Here is a 24419-nt window from a genome sequence, read left to right on the forward strand (position 1 = left end):
GGGACGGCGGCTGCCGTCCCTTCCCCGCGGTCGCCCCCAGGGAGCCGACCGCGCGGGAGGCCGGTGCGGGGCAGCGGTCGCCGCCCCGAACCGGCCTCCCGGTCCTCACCTCAGGGCGCCCCGCGGGTCAGAGGGCGCCGACGATGTCCTCGACCCGGGCCTTGGCGTCGCCGAAGAGCATCGCGGTGTTCTCGCGGAAGAACAGCGGGTTCTGCACGCCCGCGTACCCGGAGGCCATCGAGCGCTTGAAGACGATGACCTTGCCGGCCTCCCAGACGGTGAGCACCGGCATGCCGGCGATCGGGCTGCTGGGGTCCTCCGCTCCGGCCGGGTTGACCGTGTCGTTGGCGCCGATGACGAGGACCACGTCGGTCTTGGCGAAGTCCTCGTTGATCTCGTCCATTTCGAGCACGATGTCGTACGGCACCTTGGCCTCGGCCAGGAGCACGTTCATGTGTCCGGGCAGGCGGCCGGCGACGGGGTGGATGCCGAACCGTACGTCGATGCCCTTCGCGCGCAGCTTCGAGGTGAGCTCGGCGACGGGGTACTGCGCCTGGGCGACGGCCATGCCGTACCCGGGGGTGATGACGACCGAGCGGGCCGAGGACAGCAGTTCGGCGGCGGCCTGGGCGGTGATCTCCTGGTGCTCGCCGTAGTCGACGTCGGCGCCCGAGGGGGCCTCGATGCCGAAGCCGCCGGCGATGACGGAGATGAAGGAGCGGTTCATCGCCTTGCACATGATGTACGACAGGTAGGCACCGGAGGAGCCGACCAGCGCGCCGGTGATGATCAGCAGGTCGTTGCCGAGGAGGAAGCCGGAGGCCGCCGCGGCCCAGCCGGAGTAGCTGTTGAGCATCGAGACGACGACCGGCATGTCGCCGCCGCCGATCGAGGCGACCAGGTGCCAGCCGAGGGCCAGCGCCAGGACCGTCACGGTGATCAGCAGCCACAGCTCCGGCGTGATGACGAACCACACCGTCAGGGCGACGAAGAGGACCAGCGAGCCGAGGTTGAGGGCGTTCTTGCCCGGCAGCACCAGCGGCTTGGAGTTGATCTTCGCGGAGAGCTTCAGGTACGCCACGATGGAACCGGTGAAGGTCACCGCGCCGATGAAGAGGCCGATGAACACCTCGGCGTGGTGGATGCCCAGCGTGCCGAGGGCGTCCAGGGCCTTGGCCTCGTGGCCGTCGGGGTCGTGCTCGACGTTGAGGTAGCCGTTCCAGCTGACCAGTACGGCCGCCAGACCGACGAAGGAGTGCAACAGCGCGATCAGCTCGGGCATGCCGGTCATCTCGACGCCACGGGCGCGCTGGAAGCCGATCACCGCGCCGATCAGCATGGCGCCGGCCATCAGGCCGAGGCCGGCGGCGCTGACTTCGCCGTCGATCGCGAGGACGACCGTCGCGACGAGCGCGACGCCCATACCGAGCATGCCGAAGGCGTTGCCGAGTCGGGCCGACTCGTGCTTGGAGAGTCCCGCCAGCGCCAGGATGAACAGCAGCGCGGCGACGAGGTAGGCCGCCTGTGCGGCAAGGGTCGCAGACATGTCAGCTCCGGTTGAACATGGCGAGCATGCGACGCGTCACCGCGAAGCCGCCGAAGATGTTGATACTGGCCAGGAGGATCGCCACGACCGACAGCACGGTGACCGCCGTGCTGGAGTGGCCGATCTGCAGGAGCGCGCCGACGACGATGATGCCGGAGATGGCGTTCGTCACCGACATCAGCGGCGTGTGCAGGGCATGGTGCACGTGGCCGATCACGTAGTAACCGATCACGATCGCCAGGACGAAGACCGTCACGTGGGGCAGCAGCGCCGCGGGGGCGAACGCGGCGAGGAGGAACAGCGCCAGGGCGCCGAGGGCCACTCCGCCGAACCGCTGCTTCGGGGTCATCGGCGTCTTCGCCGGCTTCGCCGGTTCCGCCGCGGCCTTGGCGGGTGCGGCGGCCGGGGCCGCCGAGACCTGGACCGGCGGGGGCGGCCAGGCGGACTCGCCCGCGCGCACCACGGTGATGGAGCGCTGCACCGGGTCGTCCCAGTCGAGGACCAGGTCGCCGTCCTTGGCGGGCGTCATCAGCTTCAGCAGGTTCACCAGATTGGTGCCGTACAGCTGCGAGGCCTGCGCGGGCAGCCGGCCCGCCAGGTCGGTGTATCCGATGATCGTCACGCCGTTGGCGGTGACGACCTTCTCGCCCTTCACGGTGCCGACGACGTTGCCGCCGTTGGCGGCCGCCATGTCGACGATCACCGAACCGGGCTTCATGCTCGCCACCATCTCGGCGGTGATCAGCGTCGGCGCGGGGCGTCCCGGAATCAGCGCGGTGGTGATGACGATGTCGACGTCACGGCACTGCGCGGCGTAGAGCTCGGCCTCGCGCGCCTTGTAGTCGTCGCCCATCTCCTTCGCGTAGCCGGTCTTGGAGACCTCCACCTCGGGGGACTCGATGGACAGGTACTCGCCGCCCAGCGAGCGGACCTGGTCGGCCACCTCCGGTCGCGGGTCGGTCGCCCGCACGATCGCGCCGAGCGAGCCGGACGCGCCGATCGCCGCCAGACCGGCGACGCCCGCGCCCGCGACGAGCACCTTGGCCGGCGGGACCTTGCCCGCGGCCGTCACCTGGCCGGTGAAAAAGCGCCCGAACTCGTGCGCGGCCTCGATGACGGCCCGGTAGCCGGCGATGTTGGCCATGGACGAGAGGACGTCCATCGACTGCGCCCGGCTGATGCGCGGCACGGCGTCCATCGACAGGGCGGTAAAGGGACGACGGCCCAGTTCCTCGACCATCTCCGGGTCGAAGGCGGGCGCGAAAAGGGCGATGACCGTCGCCTCGGGCCGTACCCGGTCCAGCTGGGACCGGCTCGGAGCGTTGACCCCCAGCACCACATCCGCGGCCGTCGCGTCGCCGATGCCCGCGCCGGCGGCCTCGTAGGCGCTGTCGGTGAAGCCCGCCGCGCCCCCCGCACCCGGGTCGACCACGACGTCGTATCCCAATTTGCGGATTTGTTCGATCGTGGCCGGCGTGGCCGCGACGCGACTCTCACCTGCCCGCGCTTCCTTGAGCACTCCGACAATCACGAGTGATCTCCGTTCAAAGATGTTGCCGTCAAAATGTGCCAATAAATGTCGACTCAGGATCGAGTTTTTGCCCCGATCAGAATCGGGCCGCCGCCGCGTCGATCGGAAGCATGCCGGTCGTGATCAATGCCACAACTCGCGTGGTATCGGCTTGAGATGCGCTTCATCCGGCGCCTCGCATGGCTCATACCGTTCGCCACCGGCCACGACGCAAGCTTCCATCTCCCGCATTCTGGCGCCGCGAGGGGCGCGCGGACAGGCCGTGACACATCCCACGACGACGGGCCGCAGTCACCGGCTCCCTCCCCTGGTACGGGGCCCCGACCAGCCCCGTCACCCCTCGTCGTCCGCCCTGAGGCCGGCGCCTGGACCCGGCACACCCTCCGGCTCGCCGCCCTCGCGCGCGCGAGCCGGCACCCGGGCACGGACGACGGGGCCTCCTCCCGGAACCTGGCCGGTTCCGCACGCGCCGGCTCACCGGTTCCCGGCCGGTGGAGGCGTGCGACGAGGTGGCGGCGGGGAGGAGGTGGCGGACGGGCGCCACCGTGTCCGCGGGAAGGTGCCGTTGTTGTGCAGGCCCGCGTGTCCGCCTTGCCGGGGCACGGAAACCGCGCCACCGTTCGTCGCGGTGCACGGCCCGTGGGGACGTGACGGCGGGAGGGGGAGCGGCGACCGGTGGGGCTGCGGATCCATTTCACGTACGAGGACCTCGCGCGGGTGGTTCTCGCGGAGGAACCCGACCCGTTGTGGGAGGGGCTGCTGAGCCTGCATCTGCTGCAGACCCGGGACGCGCCCCTTTTGTACGGCCGTTGGCGACGGGCGGCGAGCGGCTGCGTCGCCCCCGACTCGCTCCGTCTGCGGCGACTGGCCCCGCCCCGGGGATACTCGGCGGACTTCCTGACCCCTTCCGCGGCCTCCGCCGGCTTCGAGGCGGGTGTCGAGGCGCTCCTGTCCACGCCCCGCCGGCAGCTGCGGACCGACCTGACGGAACTCGCCCGGGCCCGGCCGCTGCCCGGCTGGGCCCGGGCACTCGCCGAGGGCGACCCCCAGGCCCTGAGCGGGCTGGCGGGGCTGGTGCGCAGACACCACGAGCGGTTCGTGGCCCCCTACTGGCCTCACATCCGCTCCCGCGTCGACGAGGCGCGGTCGGTGGCGACCAGGGCGTTGTCGCGGTCCGGGTTCGCGGGGCTGGCCGAGGGGCTGCATCCCGGCGTGCGCTGGACGGCACCGGTGCTGCACATCGCGGGCCCGCACCTGGAGGGTGACCTGCACCTCGGCGGGAGAGGGCTGCGGATCGTCCCCTCGTTCTTCTGCTGGCCCGGGCCGATCGTGCTGAAGGACGGCTCCCTGCCCCCGGTGCTCGTGCACCCGGTCACGCACGACCCGCGCTGGCTCTCGCCCCGGCCGTCCTCCTCCGCCACCTCCCACCAGGCCCTCGCGGCGCTGCTCGGCAAGGCACGGGCGGCGGTCCTGGAGGAAGTGGCCGAGGGCCGGACCACGAGCGAGCTGGCGAGCAGGGTGGGCCTCAGCCCGGCGACCGTCAGCCATCACGTCACCGTCCTGCGGGAGGCCGGCCTCCTCAGCAGCCGGCGGATCGGCGGCGCCGTCCTGCACACCCTCACCCGCCTCGGCGCGGACCTGCTGGACCACGGGACGACCAGCGGTATTCGACCGAGCTCGAAACCCGTGGTCGGCGGCGCGGAACGACCGCGAGCATGGGCGGGCGGGAGCAGCGGAGCCGCTGTCCCGCCCCGTCCGCACCCGGAGCATCCACAGGGGGATGACGAACCATGCCCATCAAGCGTTCTCTGTCGGGAGTCCTCGGCGCCATGACCCTGGCGCTGGCCTCCGTCCTCGCCACCGGCCCCGCCCAGGCGGCGCCGTCCGCCGCGGCCCCGTGGACCTCCCCCGCCCCGGCCCGCACGGAGCTGCTGCCGCCCGGCGCCGGTGTCCACTGCGCCCCGGGAAACTTCTGCGCCTCCGTCTGGGACCCGTCGGCGAACCGGTTCCGCGTCTTCTACTTCTACCACTGCACCCGGTACTACCTGTCGAACTGGAACGGATGGGGCGAGGCCAAGAACAGCCAGACCGGCGGCGCCACCGCGACGCTCTACGGCTCGGGCGGCAACGTGATCAGGACCTACCCCGCCGACGGCAACGTCTACGCCGTGGACTGGTCGCCCGTGTACTCCCTGCGCAACTGCTGACGAGTAGTCAAAACACCCGCACGGCCGCCCTCGAGAGCGGTGGTGCGGCTGTTCGGCGCCGAGGAGATCTTCCGGGTACCGGAGGGAGGCGCGGTTACCGGGGCTTGCGGATCGGTGACACCGGCCTCGGGGCTCGTGCCCCAGGACGGCCCCGGGGACCGGGGGCGCCGTGGATCGTGCTCAGCATCGGTGTCGACGACATCGCCGAGACGCTCGGGCGGGTGAGGGCGCGGGGAGGCACGGTCAGCGGTGAACCCCGCGACATGCCGTGGGGCAGCGCGTCGCCCACGTCCGGGACCCCGACGGCAATCCGCTGAACCTCACCCAGCCGCTCCCAGGTCGGTGACCCCGCCCGCGCCTGAGGGCGCACACGAGGGACACCACGAGCCGTCCGGGGGCGGTCACCGCCCTCACCCCCGCTCCGAACGGCGTCCGGCACGCGGACGACACGGGTCGATTTCCCGCCACGTTGCTCTGCGGGCGCCCGCCCTTGTCCTCGGGCACATGTTTCCCTCCGGCATCAGTTGAAGAGACAAAGAGCGCCGCAACTTCGTCCGGTTCTCGCCCGTGTGTGCGAGGGAATGGGGGGCAGGCCCCGGCCGGCCGGAGCGCCGCTGTGGCAACGTGTGCGGCTCCAGTGGCCGATGGGGCCGCTGTGACATCTCTTCTCGTGGGGGGAAGTGCATGACTTCGCGTGCTTCCGGCACGCCTTCTCGGCGTGCCCGGATATCGGCAAGACACTCCCTGACCGTGGCGGTCGCGGTCCTCGCACTGGGCGCATCGTCGCTGCCCGCCTTCGCCGCCCCGCCCGCGGCGGATCCGGGGCCCGGATCGGTGTGGGGCAGGAAGGCGGCGCCTCTGGAGATCCCGCCGGTCAAGGTGGGATCGACCAAGCCCGTGCCCAACAAGCCCGAGGCGGCGCCGTCGAAGGACGAGGCGGCCTGGCGGGCGGCACAGAAGGAACGCGCCCGCACCGGCGGCGTCCCGTCGAACGGGGGTGGGGTCACGGCCGACCGCACGGCCGGGGAGACCGGAACCCTGGTCTGGGTGCCCAAGGGACAGGGCTCGGTGCCCTGGCACGAGACCTCGGACTTCCGCATCACCGACTCCCTCGTCGCGCGGATCAACCTGTCCAACGGCAACCTCATGCTCGCCGCGACCGACTTCGAGGTCGCCGGCGTGGGACAGAAACTGCGCCTGGCCCGTACGTACAACTCCTTCGAGGGGCCCTATGGCAAGGTGTCGGACCGCTGGTGGCAGGAGTACGAACGCTACCTGCACGTCTTCACGAACTCCGTCGTCGTCTACGACGCGACGGGTGACGCGCTGTCCTTCACCACGAACGCCGACGGCACCTTCACCACGCCCAAGGGATATTCGAAGGACCTGAAGAAGAACACGGACGGCACCTACACCCTGACCGACCGCAAGTCCGGTGTGAAGGACACCTACGACGTCCACGGGACGCTGACCAGGGTCACCGACCGCAACAAGGGCACGATCACGGTCGACCAGCACGACGAGACCGGCGAGCACAAGGGCTTCCGGCTGACCGAGACCCGCTCGGGCCGCTGGGTCGACCTGCTCAAGACGTATCCGAACCAGTGGCAGGCCAAGGACCACACCGGCCGCACCGCCGTCTTCGACCTCGACGGCGGCGGCAACCTCTCGCGCACGACGGACACCGAGGGCAAGACGACGACCTACGCCTTCGACGCCGACGGGAGGATCACCAAGGTCACGACCCCCGAGGGCCGGGTGACCGTCTTCACCTACGACGCCCAGAACCGGGTCACCTCCATGCTGCGGGCGACGCAGACCGGCGCCTCCGGACACACCGGTCCCACCTACACGTACGCCTACACCGGCACCTATCCCTCCGACGCCGGGACGACCACCGTCACCGACCCCGAGCAGCACGCCACGAAGTACGAGCACGACGGCGACGGCAAGGTCACCAAGGTGACCGACGCGCTCGGCCACTCCCGTTCGAAGACCTTCGACGCGAACAACAACGTGCAGACCGCGACGGACGCGATGGGCGTCGGCGGCACCGGTGGCAATGTGACCACGTACGGCTGGGACACCCGCAACAACCTCACCTCCGCCAAGCTGCCCACCGGAGCCACTGCCGCCGTGGCCGGCTATCAGACGCTGTCGGGCGCAGATCTGCCCGGCTCGATGACGACCGTCGACGGTGAGAAGACGGACTACACCTACGACACGGCGGGCAACACCAAGTCGGTCGCCGTCACCGGCACCGGCGGCGGCACGCAGACCTTCGACCACAACCCCGCCACGCCCACCTGCGGCGGCTTCGAGGGCCAGCGCTGCAAGGTCACGACGAAGATGTCCTCGACCAAGTCGGTCTCCACCTCCTTCACGTACGACGCGAAGGGCAACCTGATCAAGGTCACCCCGCCGGCGCCGCTCGGTGTGACGACCTACACCTACGACGACCTGGGCCGGCCCGCCTCCGCCAGGGACGGCCGGGGGGTCACCACCCTCTACACCTACGACCACCGCGACCGGATCGTGAAGGTCGACACCTCCGGCTACGCCACCGTCACCTACTCCTACGACGGCGACGGAAACCTCACGCTGCGCTCCGACGGCACCGGTGTCACCGCCTATGCCTTCGACCCGCTGTCCCGTGAGACCGTCCGGACCCTGCAGAACGGATCCCAGACCCGCCTCACCTACACCCCGGCGGGCAACGTGGACACGTACGAGGACCCGGCCGGCCTGACCGACTACACCTGGAACGAGGTCAACAAGCTCACGCAGCTCAAGGACCCGACCGGCAAGGTCACCACGTACACGTACAACAGCAACGACGTCCGCACGAAGACGACGTACCCCGGCGGGACCGCCCAGGAGGTCACGCTCGACAAGTCGAGCCGGCCGGAGCGGATCCGGGCGACATCGCCCAAGGGCACGCTGGTCGACCTCGCCTACGCCTACGGCTACGACCACGACGCCAACACCACCACCCCCCTCAAGGACGGCGGGAAGATCCGCACCCGCACGGACGCGGTCGCGGGGATGAAGACGACGTACACCTATGACGGCGCGGGCCGGTTCTCCTACGCGAAGGAGGAGAAGGGCACCACCCTCAACTCGTCCTGGCAGTACTGCTACGACCTGGCCGGCAACCTCACCTCCCAGGGCGTCGACCCCGGCTGCCCGCGCGGTACGACCTACACGGTCAACGACGCCCAGCAGATCACGGCGAAGAACGGCTCCGCCACGAACTGGTCGTACGACAAGGTCGGCAACGAGACCGCCGGGGCCTCCACCCCCGAGGGCACCCGCACCGCCGCGGCCTGGTCCGACTACTCCCAGATGACGTCGGTCACCGTGGGCGGCAAGACCTACGCCGGCCAGTACGGCTCGACGGACCAGAGCGAGCGGATCAAGCTCGGTGACACGTTCTTCCACAACGGGCCGCTCGGCCTGTCCGCGAAGAGCCTCGGCGGTGTCGACATGGGATTCAACCGTGAGCCCGGGGGCACCCTGAACTCCATGACGACCGGCGGCAAGAGCTACTACTACCTCACCGACGCGCTCGGTTCGGTCGTGGCGCTCGCCGACGAGGCCGGCACGAAGGTCAACACGTACTCCTACAGCCCCCGCGGCGTCCAGCGTGCCGGGACCTCGGAACAGGTGCCGCAGCCGTACCAGTTCGCCGGCGGTTACCACGACGCCACCGGCCTCTACCACTTCGCCGCCCGCTACTACGACCCCAACATCGGCCGCTTCACCAGCACCGACCCCTCCGGCCAGGAGAAGAACCCCTACCTCTACGCCGAGGGCGACCCCGTCAACCGCATCGACCCGACCGGGCTGGCCTTCTTCGACGCGGTCGGCAAGGGCTTCGACATGTACGACATCGGCAGCATGGCCAAGGACGTGTCCGAGGGCAACTACAAGGACGCGCTGGCCACGGGGGTCGGCCTGGCGGCGGGTGCCGCCGCCGAGGCCGGGTGCGGCGCGGCCGCCGTCGCTGCCAGCGCACCCACAGCAGGCGTGGGCGGGCTGGCTGTCGGCGCCACCTGCTTCGCCGTCGGATACGGGGCGGGCGAACTGGGCGAGAAGGCCGCAACCAGCGTCCTGAACTAGGCATCGAAATCGATGGACAGCAACGGGAGGACCACATGTCATACGGCCAGTTCCTGGCCAAGGGCGCCGGGGAGGGCACTCCGCCCTTCTGGATCATCGCCATCGCCCTGGTCGTCATCGTCGGGGTGGCGTTCCTGGTGAGTAAGGCCCGCAAGAGGTAGCACCACCCGCCGGACACGCGGGACGTGTGGCGCTCCGCCCGGCTGGTTCCCCACCGGCCGGGCGAAGTGCTGCCCACATAGGGCACGCTCTGAGAGGGCGGCCGCGCGCACCAGCGGCTTCCCGCCGTCGCCGCCCCGGCGACGGCCCATGGGGGCGGGTCCGGGAAGCTGAGGCATGGCTCCGACACGAGAAGCACAGGGCCCGCGTGCGGCCCTCGTCCTGCGTCCCGCCCAGGACCTCCGCCCTCCGCGGCGGGTACGGGCCGGGGTGCTCATCCTCCACGGCGGCCGGGCGGAAGGCCCGGAGGCACCGCCCGCCCTCGATCCGCCCGCCCTGAGGATGCGGCCGTTCGCCCGGGCCATCGCGCGGGCCACCGCCCACGACGACGTCCTCGTCGCCCACGTCCGCTACGGGCACCGGGGCTGGAACGGTCACCGGGCGCACCCCGTCGCGGACGCCCACCGCGCCCTGGCGGAACTGCGGGAGCTGACCGGCCCCGTGCCCGTGGTCCTCGTCGGCCACTCCATGGGCGCACGGGCGGCGCTGCGCGCGGCGTCGGACCCGCACGTGACCGGAGTCGTGGCGCTCGCCCCCTGGTGCCCGCCGGGAGAACCGGTCGCCCACCTGCGCGGCCGTACCGTCTGCGCCCTCCATGACGAGACCGACCGGGTCACCTCCGCCGAGGGCACCTGGGCCCTCCTGACCCGCGCCCGGGCGGCCGGCGCCCGGGCGAAGGGGATCCGCATGCCCCACGGCGGACACGCGATGATCCGCCGGGCCGGCCACTGGCACCGCCTCACCGCGGCCGTCACGGCGGCCCTCCTGGGCATCGCACCGTTCCCCTCGCCCCTCGCCGGGGACGACGACTGGAACGGCAGCCCCGTCACGCCGGACGCCACCCGGTGAATGCACCCTGCCCGGGGCCGCCACGGCAAGGGGACCGAGCGGGCCGCGCCGGATGCCGAGCGGGTACGGGACGGGGGCAGGGACCGGGTGCTCGTGACCGCCGGCCCGCCCCTACAGGTGCGCGAGGGCGAACGCCGACAGGAACCCCAGAACCGTGACCGGTCCGGTCAGGAGGTGGACCCTGCCGTAGGCCTCGGGGATCATCGTGTCCGCGATCATCGCGAGGATCGCCCCGGCGGCCATGGCCGTGATCACCGCCATCAGCGCGGGGGACGCCCCGCCGAGCAGTGCGTACCCCGCCAGCGCCGCCAGCCCGCTGACGACCGCGATGCTCCCCCACAGGGTGAAGACGTACGTGCGGCTGCGCCCGGCCGCGCGCATGCCGGCGGCGCTGGCCAGGCCCTCGGGCAGGTTGCTGATGAACACCGCCCCCACCGTGGCCGTCCCGAGATGCCCGCCGCCCAGCAGGCTGGTGCCGATGACCACGGACTCCGGGACGCCGTCCAGCAGCGCCCCGAGCGCGAGGGCGTTGCCCGAGCCGGGCTCCTCGCTCTCGCTCGGCTGCCGCCGGCCGGAGCGCTTGCGGTGCCGGGCACCGCGCCGGGCCAGCAGGGCGTTCGCCCCCGCGTACACGACCGCCCCGCCGACCGCACCGGCCACCACCGGCGCCAGACCGGCCCGTTCGTACGCCTCGGCGATCAGCTCGAACGAGACGGCCGCCATCAGCACTCCGCTGCCGAACGCCATCACGAGCGCGATCAGGCGGGGTGGAACCCGTACGAACGAGCCGGCAGCGGCTCCCACCAACAGCGCCGCGCCCGCGAACAGCCCCCATCCCCCCGCAGTCAGTGCTCCCGCCACAACCGCCTCGCTCCACGCCGACGACACATGTCCCCCGCGTGTACCCGCCGTCCGCCGCCTGAGACCGGCGGGTCCCCGCGGGCTTCGGCGGCGCACCCGGGCGGTCGTACGGGTGTGGGTCCCCGGGGGCCGGGGCAGGCGGTCCTCCTGGGGTCGCGGCGGGAGGCACCGCCGCACCGCTCGACCGGAACGAAGGAGGATCCGCATGACGGAGAACGCGTGGGCCTACGGAGCGTCGGCCGGATATCCGGTGGGCACGAACCTGGCCGGATGGCGGGTCGAGGCGAACGACGGGCACATCGGCAAGGTCGACAAGCACTCCGAGGACGTCGGTGACGCCTATCTGGTCGTCGACACCGGCGTCTGGATCTTCGGCAAGGAGGTGCTGCTCCCGGCGAGCACGGTCACCCGTGTCGACGTGGAGGAACACACCGTGCACGTCGGCCTGACCAAGGAACAGATCAAGAACGCCCCGGAGTTCCACGCCGACAAGCACCTCGCGGACCGGCAGTACCGGGAGGAGATCGCCCTCTACTACCGGGAAGGCGGACCGTTCGGGGGCGGGCCGAGCCCCGTCTGACCACCACCGGCCGCCCCGCCCCTGTCGATACGGAAGGAACCGTCGTGAACGAGCCCGGCTCCGGGCCCTCCTCCCCCGGCGGGGCCGGCGCACCGCCGGTCGATGCCCACCTGGAGCTCCTGCTCCGTCTGGTGGCGGTGCGCCGGGAGGCCAGCATGGCGATCTGCCTCACCACACCGGGCGGGATCGTGGGCGGGCACCTGGTGGGTCCCCAGGCCTGGGCCGACCGGTGGGAGGAGGTCGTGTCCGAGGCGATCGGCCGGCAGGAGCGGTCCGAGTTGCTGGCGCAGCTGCCGCACACCGTCCAGGCCGCTCTGCGGCAGACCACCGGGGACGACGGGGGTCTCCAGCCCTTCATCCACCTGGTGGACGTCACCTTCATGTCCGTGCCGGGGACACCGACCACCCCCGTATGGCGCGGACGGGTCGGCGACATCTGCGGCTGGTCCCTCGGCGCCCCGTCCTGACGGGCGCGGCGAGCGGCGGACTCGGCCGCGCGGACCGGCGGAGGGACGCGTACGGCGCGGCTCAGGCCGGCCGGCCGTTCGGCGCGGCCGACGTCCGCCGGAGCTCCGGCGCACCCGGAGCGGCCGACGGGCCCGCCGCGGCCGCCTCGTCGACCAGGACGTACGGCGCCTCTGCCGCTGCCGTGCCCGGCTCCATCCGGTCCACGACCCGGACGACCGCGTCGTACACGCGGCGGGCCAGTGGCTCGTCCGTACGGTCCCGGTCCGTCCCGCCGTGGGCGTCGTAGTCGAGCTTGCGAAGGTAGGCGGCCAGCTGGGGCCCGGTCAGCGTGACCTCGATCAGGCCGCGCCTGCCCGGCTCGCCCTCGAGTCCCCGCGGCTCCACGTCCCCGAAGGTGTCGGCGTCCAGGTCGTCCCGGCCGCTGAGCCGGGTCCGGTCCCACGTGTCCTGGGTCAGGGCGATGTGGAACCGGGCGACCCGAGCCGCCTTCCTGAGCCGCTCCGCGTGCTGAGGCGGGGACTGGGTGCCCAGGTCACCGCACCCCGACACGGTCAGGGAGGCGGCGAGGACGACGAGCACGGCGGCGAGCGAGCGGAACCGGCGGGAGCGGCGGAGGGAGATCACCCGGCGATCGTGGCGACATCCGCCCCCCGGTGCCTGGCCTTCCCCCCTTCCGTCACCGGAACGAGTGGCCGGGCCGGCCGGGACACCGGGCGATGTGTGTCCCGGCCGCGGGGTCGGCACGGCCGGCCGGGGTGCTATCCGGCCGGCTGGGGCAGGACCACCCCGAATGCGTCACCGTCGGTCCGGTCCAGGACCAGCTCGAAGGGTTCAGCGGTTCCCTCGAAGCGGACGGTGACGGTGAGCCGCATCAGGTCGGGCCCCTCGAAATGAGCCTGCGCCGGCTTCTGAGCGGCCTCGCCCCACTGCTCCACCCAACGCCGGGCGACGGCGTCGGGGTCCCGGTCGTCGTCCCGTGCGAGGGAGGCCAGCGCGTCGGCGTCACGGTCACGCAGGTGACGTAGAACCAGCTGTGTGGTCCGCAGCGACTCGGGCATGGGCTGTCCGGTGACCTTCAGGCCCAGCTCCGCGGTGCCGTCCTCGACCCACCCGGGGGCGCGGTCGCGGCCGGATCCCGGGAGGCCCGCCTCACAGGCGGTCAGCGGGAGGAGTGCCGCGAGCAGCAGTACGGCTGCGGCGAGGTGTCTGCGGTGCACGTCCGGCCTCCGGGGATCATGTCGTCTCACCGGGGCGGGTGAAGCTCACCGCGCCCAGGCCTTCTTCTCGAGTATGTGCGCCGGGGTGTCGAGGTTGCCGCCACCGTGCCACCCGGCCTCGGTGTTCCCTCCGCGCGGCGCTCACGACGAGCGCCGCGTGGTCCCGGCCCGCGGACGGCGCCGCGCTACCCCTGCCGCGCCGCCTCCCGGGCCTGCTGGGCGATGTCCTTGAGGACGGTCTTCGGGTCGGCGGACGGCGCGACGGCCTGGCCGATGTTCCGCTTGATGATGTTGCTGACCTGCAGCCAGGACGGTTCGTTGACGGGGTAGAGCCGGGCGCCGCGCAGGGCTTTCAGGAACTGCTCGCCGCTGGGGTCGGCCGCCGCGTCCTTGGAGGTCTGGGTCGCGGTCACCGTCGAGGGCAGCAGGTGGTAGCGGCCGGCGAACTCGTTGAGGTTCTTGTCCTCGTAGACGAACTCCAGGAATTCACCCGCCAGTTCACGGTTTCCCTCGCGCTTGAAGGCCATCATCCAGTCGGCGACGCCGACGGACGGCGGGACCTCCCCTTCGGCCAGGGTGTCCGACACGGGCATGCTGAGGGTGCCGACCTCGATGCCCTTCGCCCTCGCCTCGTGGAGGAGGGAGGGGTAGCCGTTGACCATGCCGACCTCGCCGCGCAGGAAGGCGGCGAAGGCGTCCTGCCGGTCGAGCGCGGCCGGCGGGACGGGGCCGGTGAGGCCGGGAGCGACCAGGTTGTCCCTGATCCAGCGGAACGTCCGGGTGTTCTGCTCGGACGCGATGCTGTAGTCGCCGGTGTTGTCGACGTACCCGCCGCCGTTGCTCAGTTCCCAGATCAGGGCTTCGGCGTGCGCCTCCTCGGGACCGAGCGGCAGGGCGTACGGGTACGTGACGCCCTCCTCCTTCAGCGCCTCGGCCGCGTCCTTCAGGTCCGACCAGGTCTTCGGTGGCTTCGCGCCGGCCTTGTCGAACAGCTCCTTGTTGTAGAAGAGCAGCCGGCTGCTGGCGACGAAGGGCAGGCCGTAGAGGGTGTGGCGGACCGAACCCGCCTCGGCGAGCGGCGGCAGGAAGTTCGCCTCCGCCCTGACCGACAGCAGCTCGCCCGCGGCGTAGAGCCGGCCCTGCGCGGCGAAGTCGGAGTACGCGCCCATCAGGGCCACGTCCGGGGCGTTCCCCTCCTCGACCATGCGCGTGACCTCGCGGTCGACGTCGGCCCACGGGTGGAGCGTGACCTCGACGTTCTTGCCGGGGTGGGCGGCGGTGAAGGCGGCGGTCAGCTTGTCCCAGTACGCCCTGGAACTGTTCGAGGGGCTGTTGCCGTACTCGGCGGCCACCAGGCGCAGCGTCGTCCGTTCGCCCTCGCCCCCGGACGTACCGCAGCCGGTGACGAGGGAGCCGAGCAGTCCGAGCGCGGCCACGGAGGCCGTGGCGCCGAAGATTCTTGGTCGCACAGGTGTTTCCTCTTGCTTTTGGGGAGGTGCGCCCGGATTCTCTCCCGGCTCGGGGCGTATTCCGGTGTCCGCGGGACAGGTGTGGGCCTTGCTCCAACCACGGCCCCGGGCCCTGGTGTCTTCCGCTATGCCGGCGCGGACCGCGACGCGCGTAGAACCTTCCACCCTGTCCACAGCACTTCCCGTACGGAGTATTGACCGGCTCCTGAACGGGCCGCACGGCCCTCGACGCCCCGGCCGAGAGCGTCCGTTCCGCATGCCGTCCCGATTCGGGCAACCGTTCGTGATCGCCTGCGCGGGACGGGGCCGTCCCCCTACGCTCGGCTTGGCCAGACGCACGGGCGAACGGGGACGGTGGGACACGTGGAGATCGGTTTGGCGGACGCGGTGGCGGCGGTGCGGGACGAGCTGCTGGAGGCCGCGACCCGCGGGGCGGGGCACGAGATCGCCTTCGCGGTCGGGCCCGTGGAGATGGAGTTCGAGGTGGAGCTGCGCGCCGACGCGCGGGCGAAGGCGGGATTCCGGGTGTGGGCCGTGACGGCGGACGCGGAGGCCGGAGTGGCCCGCGGCCGGACGCACCGGGTGTCCTTCACCCTGACCCCGAGGACCCGCGCCGGCGGCGATCTGCTGGTCAGCGGCAGCCCGGACCGGCCGGCCGGCCCCGGCGACGTGGGCGACCGGATCCAGGACTGACCGGACACCGGCATACGGAACGGGGGACGCGGTGAGGCGGGAACGACTGGTCGCGGTCGGGGGGCCGGGCGGGCCGGGGTCGGGGTACGTGATCGGCCCGCGGCTCGTACTGACGTCGGCGCACGTGGCCACCCGGCGCGGCGCGCTGGTGCAGGTGTTCCGTCCGGGCGCCGACGCGGTGTCCGGCGGAGCCGTGGTGTGGTGCGGAACGCCCGGTGGGCGCGACGACGCGGCGCTGGTGGAGGTCGACGACGCCGGCTGGCGGCCACCGAGGGGCACGGGGGTGCGCTGGGGCCGCCTGGTGACCGAGCAGCCCGGACAGCCCTGCGAGACGTGGGGCGTACCCGACGTGGCGCAGCGGCCCGGAGCGGCGGTGGAGACCGCGCAGCTGGCGGGCACGGTGAACCCGGGCAGCGGCTACGTGGCCAACCGGCACCTGATGGACCTGGGTCCGCACCCACCGGCCTGGCCGGCCGACGGGACGTCGCCGTGGGGCGGCCTGTCGGGGGCCGCGATGTTCTGCGGCCGCCTGCTGACCGGGGTGGTCGCCGCCGACGCGGGCCGCTCCGGACACGCCGCGCTCTCGGTGGTGCCGGCTTACGTACTCCATCACGACGCGGCGTTCCGGGCCGTGCTCGCCGAGCACTGCGCCGACGCCATGGCGCTGGAAGCGGTGGAGTTCCAGGACGTGGCCGAGGCCGAGCCGGTGGCGCCCGCCGTCGGCCTGGGCTCCCCGGCGGCGTTGCTGCGGGCCGGCCGGCAGGTCGTCGCCTTCCACGGCCGTGAGGAACTGCTGGGCCGGCTGACCCGCTGGTGCCGCCAGGAGGGATTCGGCAGCTGGCTGCTGCACGGCCCGGCCGGACAGGGCAAGACCCGTCTGGCCCACCGGCTGGCCGCCACGCTGGCCCCGGAGGGCTGGGCGGTGCTGTGGCCGCGCACCGGTGCCACACCGGCGGAGCTGCGTACGGTGGGCCGGGCCGCCAAGCCGCTGCTGGTGGTCCTGGACTACGCGGAAACCCGCACGGCCCAGCTCGCGGCGCTGCTGGAGGCCGCCGCCGAGCACGGGGGCGCCACTGCGTTCAAGGTCCTCCTGCTGGCCCGGGCGGCCGGGGACTGGTGGACCAGCGCGCAGGCGGTGACCCGTACCGCCGAGGAGCTGCTGGACGGCACGCCGGTGGTCGAACTGCCCGCCCTTGAGAAGGAGGCGGGCGCGCGCCCGGAGGCGTACCGGCGGGCGGCGGAGGCCTTCGCGGCGGCGCTGCCCGAGGTGCGCGGCCGTCAGGGGCCCGACTGGCCGGCCCTGGCCGCCGCCCTGCCCTCCCCCAACCTGGACCGGGCGGGCATGGACAACGCGCTAACCCTGCACATGACCGCCCTGGCGGACCTGCTGGACGCCGCCGACCCCGCCCCGGCCGGCGGCACACCCGGCCCCTCGGCGGGCGTCGAGGACCGCCTGCTCCTGCACGAGCGCCGCTACTGGGAACAGAGTGCCGCTGCCCGCGGCCTCAGCCCGGCGCTGAGCACGGCCACCCTCGACGCCGCCCTGGCCGCCGCCCTGCTGGTGGGGGCCGCCGGGCGCGATCAGGCCGCCGAGGTCCTGCGCAAGGTGGGCGGCCTGGCCGACCAGCCGCGCGACCGCCGTGATGCCGTCCTCGCCTGGATCTCCGCGCTCCATCCGCCGGCGGACGCGGGCCCGTGGGGCAGCCCGCAGCCCGACCGGCTGACGGAACGCCTGGTCGGCCGCCACCTGGAGGCGCACCCCGAACTCGCCCACGAGCTCGTACCGGGCATCACCGGGGAGCAGGCGGGCCGACTGCTGACCCTCTACAGCCGCGCGGCCGCGCACGCCGTCTTCGCGGGGCGGCTGGACACGCAGCTCACCGCGCTCTGCTTCCGGCACCGCACCGCCCTGGCGCCGACCGCGATGACCACGGCCACGCAGGTCGAGCGCCCCGGCCCGCTCCTGGCCGCCCTGCACCGGATCGCCGCGGATCCCGGGACCCCGCTGGACACGCTGCGGCAGCTCAACGACGGCGTCCCGCGCAGCGAGCGGCTGGCCGTCTGGGCCTGCGACCTCGCCCGGCACCTGATGGACCGTCACCGGGGTCTTCCCCCCACCCCGGAGCTCGTATGGATCCTGTACACGCTCTCCGCGCGCCTGGCCGCACTCGACCGGCGGGCGGAGGCCCTGGCCCCCGCCGGGGAAGCCGTCGCCGTCGCCCGTTCCCTCGCGGACCCGGTGCCCCTGATCGCGAGCCTCAACGCGTACGCCGACCGGCTGAGCGACCTCGGGCGCCGGGAGGAGGCCCTGGCCGCCGTCACGGAGGCCGTCGCCCTCGCCCGCGGCTCGGCCGGCGGCCACAGCCCCGACCTGGTGGAGAGCCTCAACGGCCTCGCCGCCCGGCTGAGCGCTCTCGGGCGGCACGAGGAGGCGCTGGCCGCGTCCGAGGAGGCGGTGCGCCTGCGTCGCGCTGCCGGTGCCGGTACGGGCGCCGAGGCCCGCCAACTCGCCCGGAGCCTGCGAGTCCACGCGGAGCGGTTGTGGGCCCTGGGCCGGAAGGAGGAGGCCATGGAAGCCTTCTTCGAAGCCGCCCGGGTGTACGACGCCATGGCCGGCGCGGAATCCGCGTACTCCCCCGGTCACATCGCGACGCTGTACGAGATGGCCGTCAAGGGCGCGGAGATGGGTTGGCTCTCGGGCGCCGTGTCGCTGGCCGAACACGTGGTGCGGATCAGCCGCGCCATGGCCAGGTCCCGTCCCGACGCCCACCTGCCCCAACTGGCCGAGAGTCTGGGCCGGCTGGCCTGGGCGCTGCAGGACGCGGGCCGGGTGGAAGAGGCCCTGGCCGCCGCCGAGGAGGCCCTGCGGATCCAGCGCGGTCTGGTCGCCATCCATCCCGACGCCCACCTGCTGGGGCTCAGCGCGACCCTCAGCACGGTCGCCGCCCTGTACGCGGCCCTGGGCCGGCCGGAGCAGGCGCTGGCCGTCACCGAGGAAGGCGTACGGATCCTCCGGGGCCTGGCGCGCGCCTATCCCGAAGCCCACCTCCACCACCTGGCGGTCCAGCTGCACACGCTCGCCACCCGGCTCGCGGCCCTGGGCCGCGAGGAGGAGGCCCTGAGCGCGGTCGAGGAAGCCCTCGGCATCCGCCGCGGCCTCGCCTCCCGTGCCCCGGACGCCCACCTGCCCGGCGTCGCGAGCAGCCTGATCGCCCTGTCACTGCGGCTGGAGCGGTCCGGCCGGCCACAGGACTCCCTCGCCGCCCTGGAGGAAGCCGTCTCCCTCTACCGCGTCCTGGCCGCCGCCCACCCCGGCACCCACGGCCCCGACCTCGCCAGGGCCCTGTACGGCCTCTCCCGCCGACTCGAGGGGCTGCGCCGGTGGGACGAGGCGCTGGCCGCGGTCACCGAGGCCTTCCGCCTCCTGCCCGAACTGGCGCTGTACGAACGGCGCTGATCCGGCCGGTCCGTCAGTCGGGCCCCTGCGTCCTGCGGGCCCGGGCGGCGCGGTCGGGGGCGGGGACGGCCGGACCGTACGACGGTATGCCGCCGGGCGTGAGCGGGGGCCGGGACGTCGCCGAGCCCGGAATCTGTGACGGTGCCGGCCGTGCCGCCGCAGCGGGGACCCGCAGCCGTCCGGCACCTCACGCGCGGCCATAATGCGCGGGTGAACAGACAGCCCGTGCCCTTGCCCGCCGAGCACATACCGTCCGGTGCGGTCCCCTGGCGGACCGCCGACGCCCAGCGCTGGCTCGCCGCGACGCCCGGGTGGTGGGCGCACCCCGCCGCGGCCGCGACGGTGCTGGCCGGCTCGTCGGTGTGGGACGTGGTGGCGGCTCCCGTCCCGCCGTGCACCTCCGCCGACCCGTGCGGCGCCGACTGGCCGGGGCTGGCAGCGGCCGTGGTGCTGGTGCTGACGCTGTACTGGGTGTGGCGGCAGCCGCGGCTCGCGCTCGCCGGGCTGGGGGGCACGCTGGCGGTGTTCGCCGTGGAGGGCGGGTTCTCGGCGGCCTTCGCCGAACCGTCCGCGCTCGCGTTCCTGACGGCCGCCGCCTACACCGCCGCCGGACTCGTCCACCGGCTGGCCGTCGCGGGCCGGCAGCGGGCGCGGGCCCTGGCGGCCGCCGGGTCGGTCGCCCACCCGCTGCCCGCGGCGGCGCGGACGTTCCGGCGGGGCCGGTTCTCCTTCCTTCTCGCCGCGCTGCTGCTGGCCGTCGCCGCGTTCGGCTGTCTGCGGGCCGGGCAGGTCATCGACGCGTACGAGGAGCGGGCCGCGGGAGCCACCCGTCTGACCGGACGGGTCACGGGCCTGGAGCGGGGCGACGACGCCGATGTCCTCACGGTGGAGGCCGACGGACGTACCCATCGCTTCGAGACGGCCTATCCGGAGGACTTCCCCCTGGACAGCCGGGTGGACGTCGTCGTGGAGGGTGACTGGGCGGCGCTGGTCGCGGAGCCGTACGACATCTTCGGCTGGGAGCTGCTGGTGCTGGCCGGCTCCGTCGCGGGGCTGGCGTTCTTCGCCAACGGTGTGGACGGGCGGACGCGTGCGAAGCGGCTCCGGCGCGCGGCGCCGCCGGTGCTGCGTGTCCTGGTCCGCGAGGGCCATGAGGACGGCCGTACCTGGGTGTTCGCGGCCGACGACCCTGAGGGGCTGCGGCCGGTCCTGTCCTTTCGCTCGCTGCACGCCTTCGACGACCGCGAAGAGGACGAGGACGAGGACGGGAGCGAGGGCGAGGACGGCGCCGAGGAGGGCGGCGGCACGGAAGCCGGCGTCGGCCTCGACAAGGTCAGGGAGATCCTCAAGGGCGAGGACGCCGCCCCGCCGCTGCGGGAGGCCGTCCTGTACGGCGTCCCCTGCGCCGGCGCCGAAGTCGTCTTCGTCGCACCCGACGGCACGGACGGCGACGAGGTCTCGGTGGAGTGCAGTGTCACCGCGGTGAAGCCGGCCGCCCCGGCGTCGGGGGAGCACCGGCAGCGGGACGGTGAGGGGCGGGACCTCCGGCAGCCCGGTGAGGAGGGCGCCGTCGCCATGACACCCACGGCGTCCCCGCGGCTGTGGCGGGCGCACGGCTTCTCGCGTGCGGTGGGCCTCGTTCTGCTCGTGCTGCAAGGGGGCGGCATCTGGGCCGCGCTCGACGACGGGCCGTCCTGGAGCTGGCTCTGGCTGTCGGTGGGCCTGGTGTGGCTGCTGACGGCCGTGGCGACGGCACTCACCTGGCGCATCACCGCCGACCGCGGCGGCCTGTGGATCACGGGGGCCTGGCGCGTGCGGCGCGTCCCGTGGGAGGCCGTCATCGGGGTGCGGCACTCCGAGGACCGCATCCGCGTGGACCGGGCGGAGGGATCCCCCGTCGTGCTCTCCCCCACCGGCTGGGCCTGGCTGGAACGCCGCCTGGGCCGCGCACCGCATGCGGTGCGCGCCGCCGAGGAGCTGCGGGCGCTTCTGCTCCGCCCGGAGCTGCGGCCGCTGGAGGAGGCGCCGGCAGGGCGGCAGGGAATGCCCGTCGGTCCGCCGCTGACGGCCCTGTCCGTGCTGTGGGGAGCGGCGGTGCTGCTCCTCCTGTGACCGGGCCTCGGGGGCACCGAGGGGCGTGCGCGGGGCCCTTGTTACCCGTGCGTTCCGCACATACGGAAGGTGACAGCGGCGACTGTCGGGGCCGGTGAGGGACATGACAACGTCGTGTCCGTCACCGACCGAGGGAGTGCGCAGTGAACAAGGGGTACGCGGTCTTCTGCGACGCCGACCGTCACTTCTACGACGCGCCGCACCGTCTCGTCTTCGCCGAGGCCGAGAGCGGTTCCCTCTACCGGGCCGCCACCCTCCCCGTACCCGAGGGCTGGACCTCTCACCGGACGGGTGACTGGCTCGCGCTGCGTCCGCTGGACCGTCCGCTCCCTTCGCAGGGCTGGAAGATCCACGTCTCGGCCGGTCTCGACAACGCGGAGGCGGTCCTCGCCAAGGTCCGGGACTACTGCCTGGGGCAGGACGTCGCCTTCAAGTTCGTCCCCAGCCGCTACCTGCTGCACCAGCGCAACGCCAAGTACGCGGACCGCGCGGCGAGCGGCAAGTTCATCACCGTCTACCCGGCCGACGACCGCGAGTGCGAGCGCGTGGCCACCGACCTGGCCGGGCTCCTGGACGGCGAGGCCGGTCCGTACATCCTGAGCGACCTGCGGTGGGGGCGGGGTCCCGTCCACCTGCGGTACGGGAGTTTCACGCGCCGCCACTGCTACGACGAGCACGGGGAGCTGCGGCCTGCCCTGGAGGACGGATCCGGCACGCTCGTACCCGATCTCCGCGGTCCCGTCTTCCACGTGCCCGACTGGGTGACCCCGCCCGCCTTCCTGCTCCCCCACCTCGCGGCACGGGCCGCGGTGACCGTCCGGGACCTGCCGTACGAGATCGAGAAGGCGCTGCACTTCTCCAACGGCGGCGGAGTGTACGAGGCCCGGCACCGCCCGACCGGTCGGCGGGTCGTCCTGAAGGAGGCCCGCCCGTACGCCGGGCTGGCCGCGGACGGGGCGGACGCCGTGACCCGGCTGCACCGCGAGCGCGACGCGCTGGAGAAGTTGTCGGGGCTCGCCTGCACGCCGGAGGTCCTCGACAGCTTCACGGTCGGCGACCACCACTTCCTGGCGCTGGAGTTCGTGGAGGGCAAGCCGCTCAACACCTTCTTCGCCCGGCGGCATCCGCTGATGGAGGCCGATCCGCCGGCCGAGAGGCTCGCGGCGTACACGGAGTGGGCCCTGCGGATCCACGGGCTCGTCGAGCGGGCCGTGGCCGAGGTCCACGCACGCGAAATCGTCTTCAACGACCTGCACCTGTTCAACATCATGGTGTCCGAGGACGAGTCCTCGGTGGTGCTGCTGGACTTCGAAGCCGCCCAACCGGCCCCGGAGGGCGGTCGCCAGACCGTCGCCAACCCGGCCTTCGTGGCACCGGCCGACCGGCGGGGCTTCGACGTGGACCGGTACGCCCTCGCGTGCCTCCGGATCGCCCTGTTCATCCCCCTCACGAGCCTGCTGGCCCTGGACCGGGCCAAGGCCGCGCACCTGGCGGAGGCCGCTGCGGCCCGGTTCCCGGTGCCCGCCGGATTCCTGGAGGAGGCGGTGCGGGAGATCACGCGCGAGCCGGCCGGGAACCGGCCCGGCGAGGCCGCCCGGGAGCCGGACGGCTCCGGGTTCCTGCCCGTGGAGCCGGGGGACTGGCCTGCCAGCCGCGACTCCCTGGTGCGCGCCGTCCTCGCGTCGGCGACGCCGGGCCGGGAGGACCGGTTCTTCCCCGGCGACATCGCCCAGTTCGCCACCGCCGGCGGCGGCATGTCCGTCGGGTACGGCACCGCGGGAGTGCTCCACGCCCTGCGGGAGGTCGGGGCCCCTCGATGTCCGGAGGCCGAGGACAGACTGCTGCGGTACGCCAAGGAACCCGACTCCGGCACGCCGCTCGGCTTCTACGACGGGCTCACCGGCGTCGCGTGGACCCTCGACCGGCTCGGGCACACGGCCGCCGCGCTCGAACTGGCCGCCCTCGTCCTCGAACAGGACCACGAGGCCCTCTCCCCCGACCTGCACGGAGGGACCGCCGGCATCGGTCTCGCCCTGGACGCCCTGGCCACCGCCACCGGCGAGAGCGGGCTGCACGCGGCGGCCCTGCGATGCGCCGAGCTGACGGCCCGCCCGCTCCGGACGTCCGGGCGGACGACGGGGGCGGCGCCGGGCAAGGTGCGCACGGGACTGCTGCACGGCGGTGCCGGACGGGCCCTGCTGTTCGTACGGCTCTACGAACGCACCCGGGACGCCGCCCTGCTCGACCTCGCCGCCGAGGCGCTCCACGACGACCTCTCCCGCTGCGTCCGCGGGGCCTCCGGGACCCTGCAGGTCGACGAGGGCTGGCGCACGATGCCGTACCTCGGCGCGGGCAGTGTCGGCATCGGCATGGTGATCGACGACTACCTGCTCCACCGGCACGACGACGTCCTGGACCGGGCCCGGCGCGACATCGTCGGGGCGGCGCAGGCCACCTTCTACGCCCAGCCGGGTCTCTTCCGCGGTGTCGCCGGGATGGTGCTCCACCTCTCCCGCACGAACGCCGGCGGCCCCGGTACGGGACCGGAGGACGTACGCCGCCAGGTCGGATGCCTCACCTGGCACGCCATGTCCTACCAGGGGCATCTCGCCTTCCCCGGTGAGCAGATGATGCGTCTCTCCATGGACCTCTCCACCGGCACCGCCGGCGTCCTGCTGGCCCTCGCGGCGGCGCTGGACGACCGTCCGGCGCACCTGCCGTTCCTCCCGCCGCTTCCGCGGCCCCACGAACCGGCCCCATGACGGGGTCGTCCCGCACCAACCTCCCCATGAGAAAGGAAACGATCATGAACCTGTTCGACCTGCAGTCGCTGGAGACCCCCAAGGACGAGGCCATCGGCGACGTCGAGACCGGCAGCCGCGCGAGCCTCCTGCTCTGCGGCGACAGCAGCCTCAGCGTGACGACCTGTAACTGACGCGAGCCGGCTTCCCGCACGGCGCCCTGAGCGCCGGCGCGGAGTCACGGTGCCCCTGGAGCTCTGCTCCCGGGGCACCGGCCGTCGGGGCCGGACACCGCCGGGGGCCTGGCGGAGGCCGTTCCGGTACGAGAAGAGAAGAGAGGGGATCGG

Annotated in this window: 18 protein-coding genes and 1 pseudogene; 13 read left to right on the top strand and 6 right to left on the bottom strand. The window is 73.1% G+C overall.

What is annotated here, in order from left to right:
* Positions 1 to 127 precede the first annotated feature (127 nt).
* Both pntB and ABTY40_RS24160 read right to left on the bottom strand, forming a co-directional pair.
* Positions 128 to 1546 carry a Re/Si-specific NAD(P)(+) transhydrogenase subunit beta gene (pntB, locus tag ABTY40_RS24155; protein WP_352061434.1) on the bottom strand — a complete coding sequence of 473 codons (1419 nt, stop codon included), beginning with the start codon at positions 1544 to 1546 and terminating at the stop codon, positions 128 to 130.
* A 1-nt stretch (position 1547) separates the two neighbouring features.
* Positions 1548 to 3077: a Re/Si-specific NAD(P)(+) transhydrogenase subunit alpha gene (locus tag ABTY40_RS24160; protein ID WP_352061435.1), complete on the bottom strand. Its 1530-nt coding sequence runs from the start codon at positions 3075 to 3077 to the stop codon at positions 1548 to 1550.
* Between the two features lie 675 nt (positions 3078 to 3752).
* On the opposite strand from ABTY40_RS24160, the gene ABTY40_RS24165 reads away from it, so the two are divergent.
* From ABTY40_RS24165 to ABTY40_RS24190, 6 genes and pseudogenes are all read left to right on the top strand, one after another.
* Positions 3753 to 4910 carry an ArsR/SmtB family transcription factor gene (locus ABTY40_RS24165; protein WP_352061436.1) on the top strand — a complete coding sequence of 386 codons (1158 nt, stop codon included), beginning with the start codon at positions 3753 to 3755 and terminating at the stop codon, positions 4908 to 4910.
* Complete coding sequence (locus ABTY40_RS24170; protein WP_352061437.1) at positions 4868 to 5284, top strand: hypothetical protein; 417 nt, start codon at positions 4868 to 4870, stop codon at positions 5282 to 5284. Before ABTY40_RS24165 ends, ABTY40_RS24170 begins: the two co-directional genes overlap by 43 nt.
* A gap of 39 nt (positions 5285 to 5323) precedes the next feature.
* A pseudogene (locus tag ABTY40_RS24175) lies at positions 5324 to 5630 on the top strand (VOC family protein).
* A 398-nt stretch (positions 5631 to 6028) separates the two neighbouring features.
* On the top strand, positions 6029 to 9406 hold the full coding sequence (locus ABTY40_RS24180) for an RHS repeat-associated core domain-containing protein (RefSeq protein ID WP_502990663.1): 3378 nt from the start codon (positions 6029 to 6031) through the stop codon (positions 9404 to 9406).
* 35 nt (positions 9407 to 9441) lie between these two features.
* Positions 9442 to 9567: a hypothetical protein gene (locus tag ABTY40_RS24185; RefSeq protein ID WP_345279188.1), complete on the top strand. Its 126-nt coding sequence runs from the start codon at positions 9442 to 9444 to the stop codon at positions 9565 to 9567.
* Positions 9568 to 9742: 175 nt separating this feature from the next.
* Positions 9743 to 10474: an alpha/beta hydrolase gene (locus tag ABTY40_RS24190; RefSeq protein ID WP_352061440.1), complete on the top strand. Its 732-nt coding sequence runs from the start codon at positions 9743 to 9745 to the stop codon at positions 10472 to 10474.
* 111 nt (positions 10475 to 10585) lie between these two features.
* Here the strand turns inward: ABTY40_RS24190 and ABTY40_RS24195 are convergent, their stop codons facing one another.
* Positions 10586 to 11335 (bottom strand): ZIP family metal transporter, encoded by a 750-nt coding sequence (locus ABTY40_RS24195; protein ID WP_352061441.1) that lies wholly within the window; start codon positions 11333 to 11335, stop codon positions 10586 to 10588.
* Positions 11336 to 11540: 205 nt separating this feature from the next.
* Between ABTY40_RS24195 and ABTY40_RS24200 the strand changes: the two genes are divergently transcribed.
* Together ABTY40_RS24200 and ABTY40_RS24205 are read left to right on the top strand one after the other, a co-directional pair.
* Positions 11541 to 11915: a PRC-barrel domain-containing protein gene (locus tag ABTY40_RS24200; protein ID WP_352061442.1), complete on the top strand. Its 375-nt coding sequence runs from the start codon at positions 11541 to 11543 to the stop codon at positions 11913 to 11915.
* A 44-nt stretch (positions 11916 to 11959) separates the two neighbouring features.
* Positions 11960 to 12382, top strand: a complete 423-nt coding sequence (locus ABTY40_RS24205) for a GvpU-like protein (RefSeq protein WP_352061443.1) — start codon at positions 11960 to 11962, stop codon at positions 12380 to 12382.
* 61 nt (positions 12383 to 12443) lie between these two features.
* Here the strand turns inward: ABTY40_RS24205 and ABTY40_RS24210 are convergent, their stop codons facing one another.
* The 3 genes from ABTY40_RS24210 to ABTY40_RS24220 form a co-directional block, all read right to left on the bottom strand.
* A complete protein-coding gene (locus tag ABTY40_RS24210) occupies positions 12444 to 13007 on the bottom strand; it encodes a hypothetical protein (protein ID WP_352061444.1) in 564 nt (187 codons plus the stop codon).
* 134 nt (positions 13008 to 13141) lie between these two features.
* Complete coding sequence (locus ABTY40_RS24215; RefSeq protein ID WP_352061445.1) at positions 13142 to 13600, bottom strand: hypothetical protein; 459 nt, start codon at positions 13598 to 13600, stop codon at positions 13142 to 13144.
* A 185-nt stretch (positions 13601 to 13785) separates the two neighbouring features.
* Positions 13786 to 15069 carry an extracellular solute-binding protein gene (locus ABTY40_RS24220; RefSeq protein WP_352061446.1) on the bottom strand — a complete coding sequence of 428 codons (1284 nt, stop codon included), beginning with the start codon at positions 15067 to 15069 and terminating at the stop codon, positions 13786 to 13788.
* Between the two features lie 363 nt (positions 15070 to 15432).
* Here ABTY40_RS24220 and ABTY40_RS24225 point away from each other — a divergent pair, with 363 nt between their 5' ends.
* From ABTY40_RS24225 to ramS, 5 genes are all read left to right on the top strand, one after another.
* The gene (locus tag ABTY40_RS24225; protein ID WP_352061447.1) at positions 15433 to 15762 is read left to right on the top strand and encodes a trypco2 family protein; all 330 of its coding nucleotides are present in this window, start codon (positions 15433 to 15435) and stop codon (positions 15760 to 15762) included.
* 124 nt (positions 15763 to 15886) lie between these two features.
* The gene (locus ABTY40_RS24230) at positions 15887 to 19219 is read left to right on the top strand and encodes a tetratricopeptide repeat protein (RefSeq protein ID WP_352061448.1); all 3333 of its coding nucleotides are present in this window, start codon (positions 15887 to 15889) and stop codon (positions 19217 to 19219) included.
* A gap of 210 nt (positions 19220 to 19429) precedes the next feature.
* Positions 19430 to 21331 carry a hypothetical protein gene (locus ABTY40_RS24235; RefSeq protein ID WP_352061449.1) on the top strand — a complete coding sequence of 634 codons (1902 nt, stop codon included), beginning with the start codon at positions 19430 to 19432 and terminating at the stop codon, positions 21329 to 21331.
* 143 nt (positions 21332 to 21474) lie between these two features.
* On the top strand, positions 21475 to 24093 hold the full coding sequence (gene lanKC, locus ABTY40_RS24240) for a class III lanthionine synthetase LanKC (protein ID WP_352061450.1): 2619 nt from the start codon (positions 21475 to 21477) through the stop codon (positions 24091 to 24093).
* Positions 24094 to 24137: 44 nt separating this feature from the next.
* The gene (gene ramS / locus ABTY40_RS24245; RefSeq protein ID WP_015037662.1) at positions 24138 to 24266 is read left to right on the top strand and encodes a mycelium formation morphogenetic lantipeptide SapB; all 129 of its coding nucleotides are present in this window, start codon (positions 24138 to 24140) and stop codon (positions 24264 to 24266) included.
* Positions 24267 to 24419 lie beyond the last annotated feature (153 nt).

Origin of the sequence: Streptomyces sp. NPDC126503 (assembly GCF_040302405.1) — a bacterium.
Classification (GTDB): domain Bacteria; phylum Actinomycetota; class Actinomycetes; order Streptomycetales; family Streptomycetaceae; genus Streptomyces; species Streptomyces gulbargensis.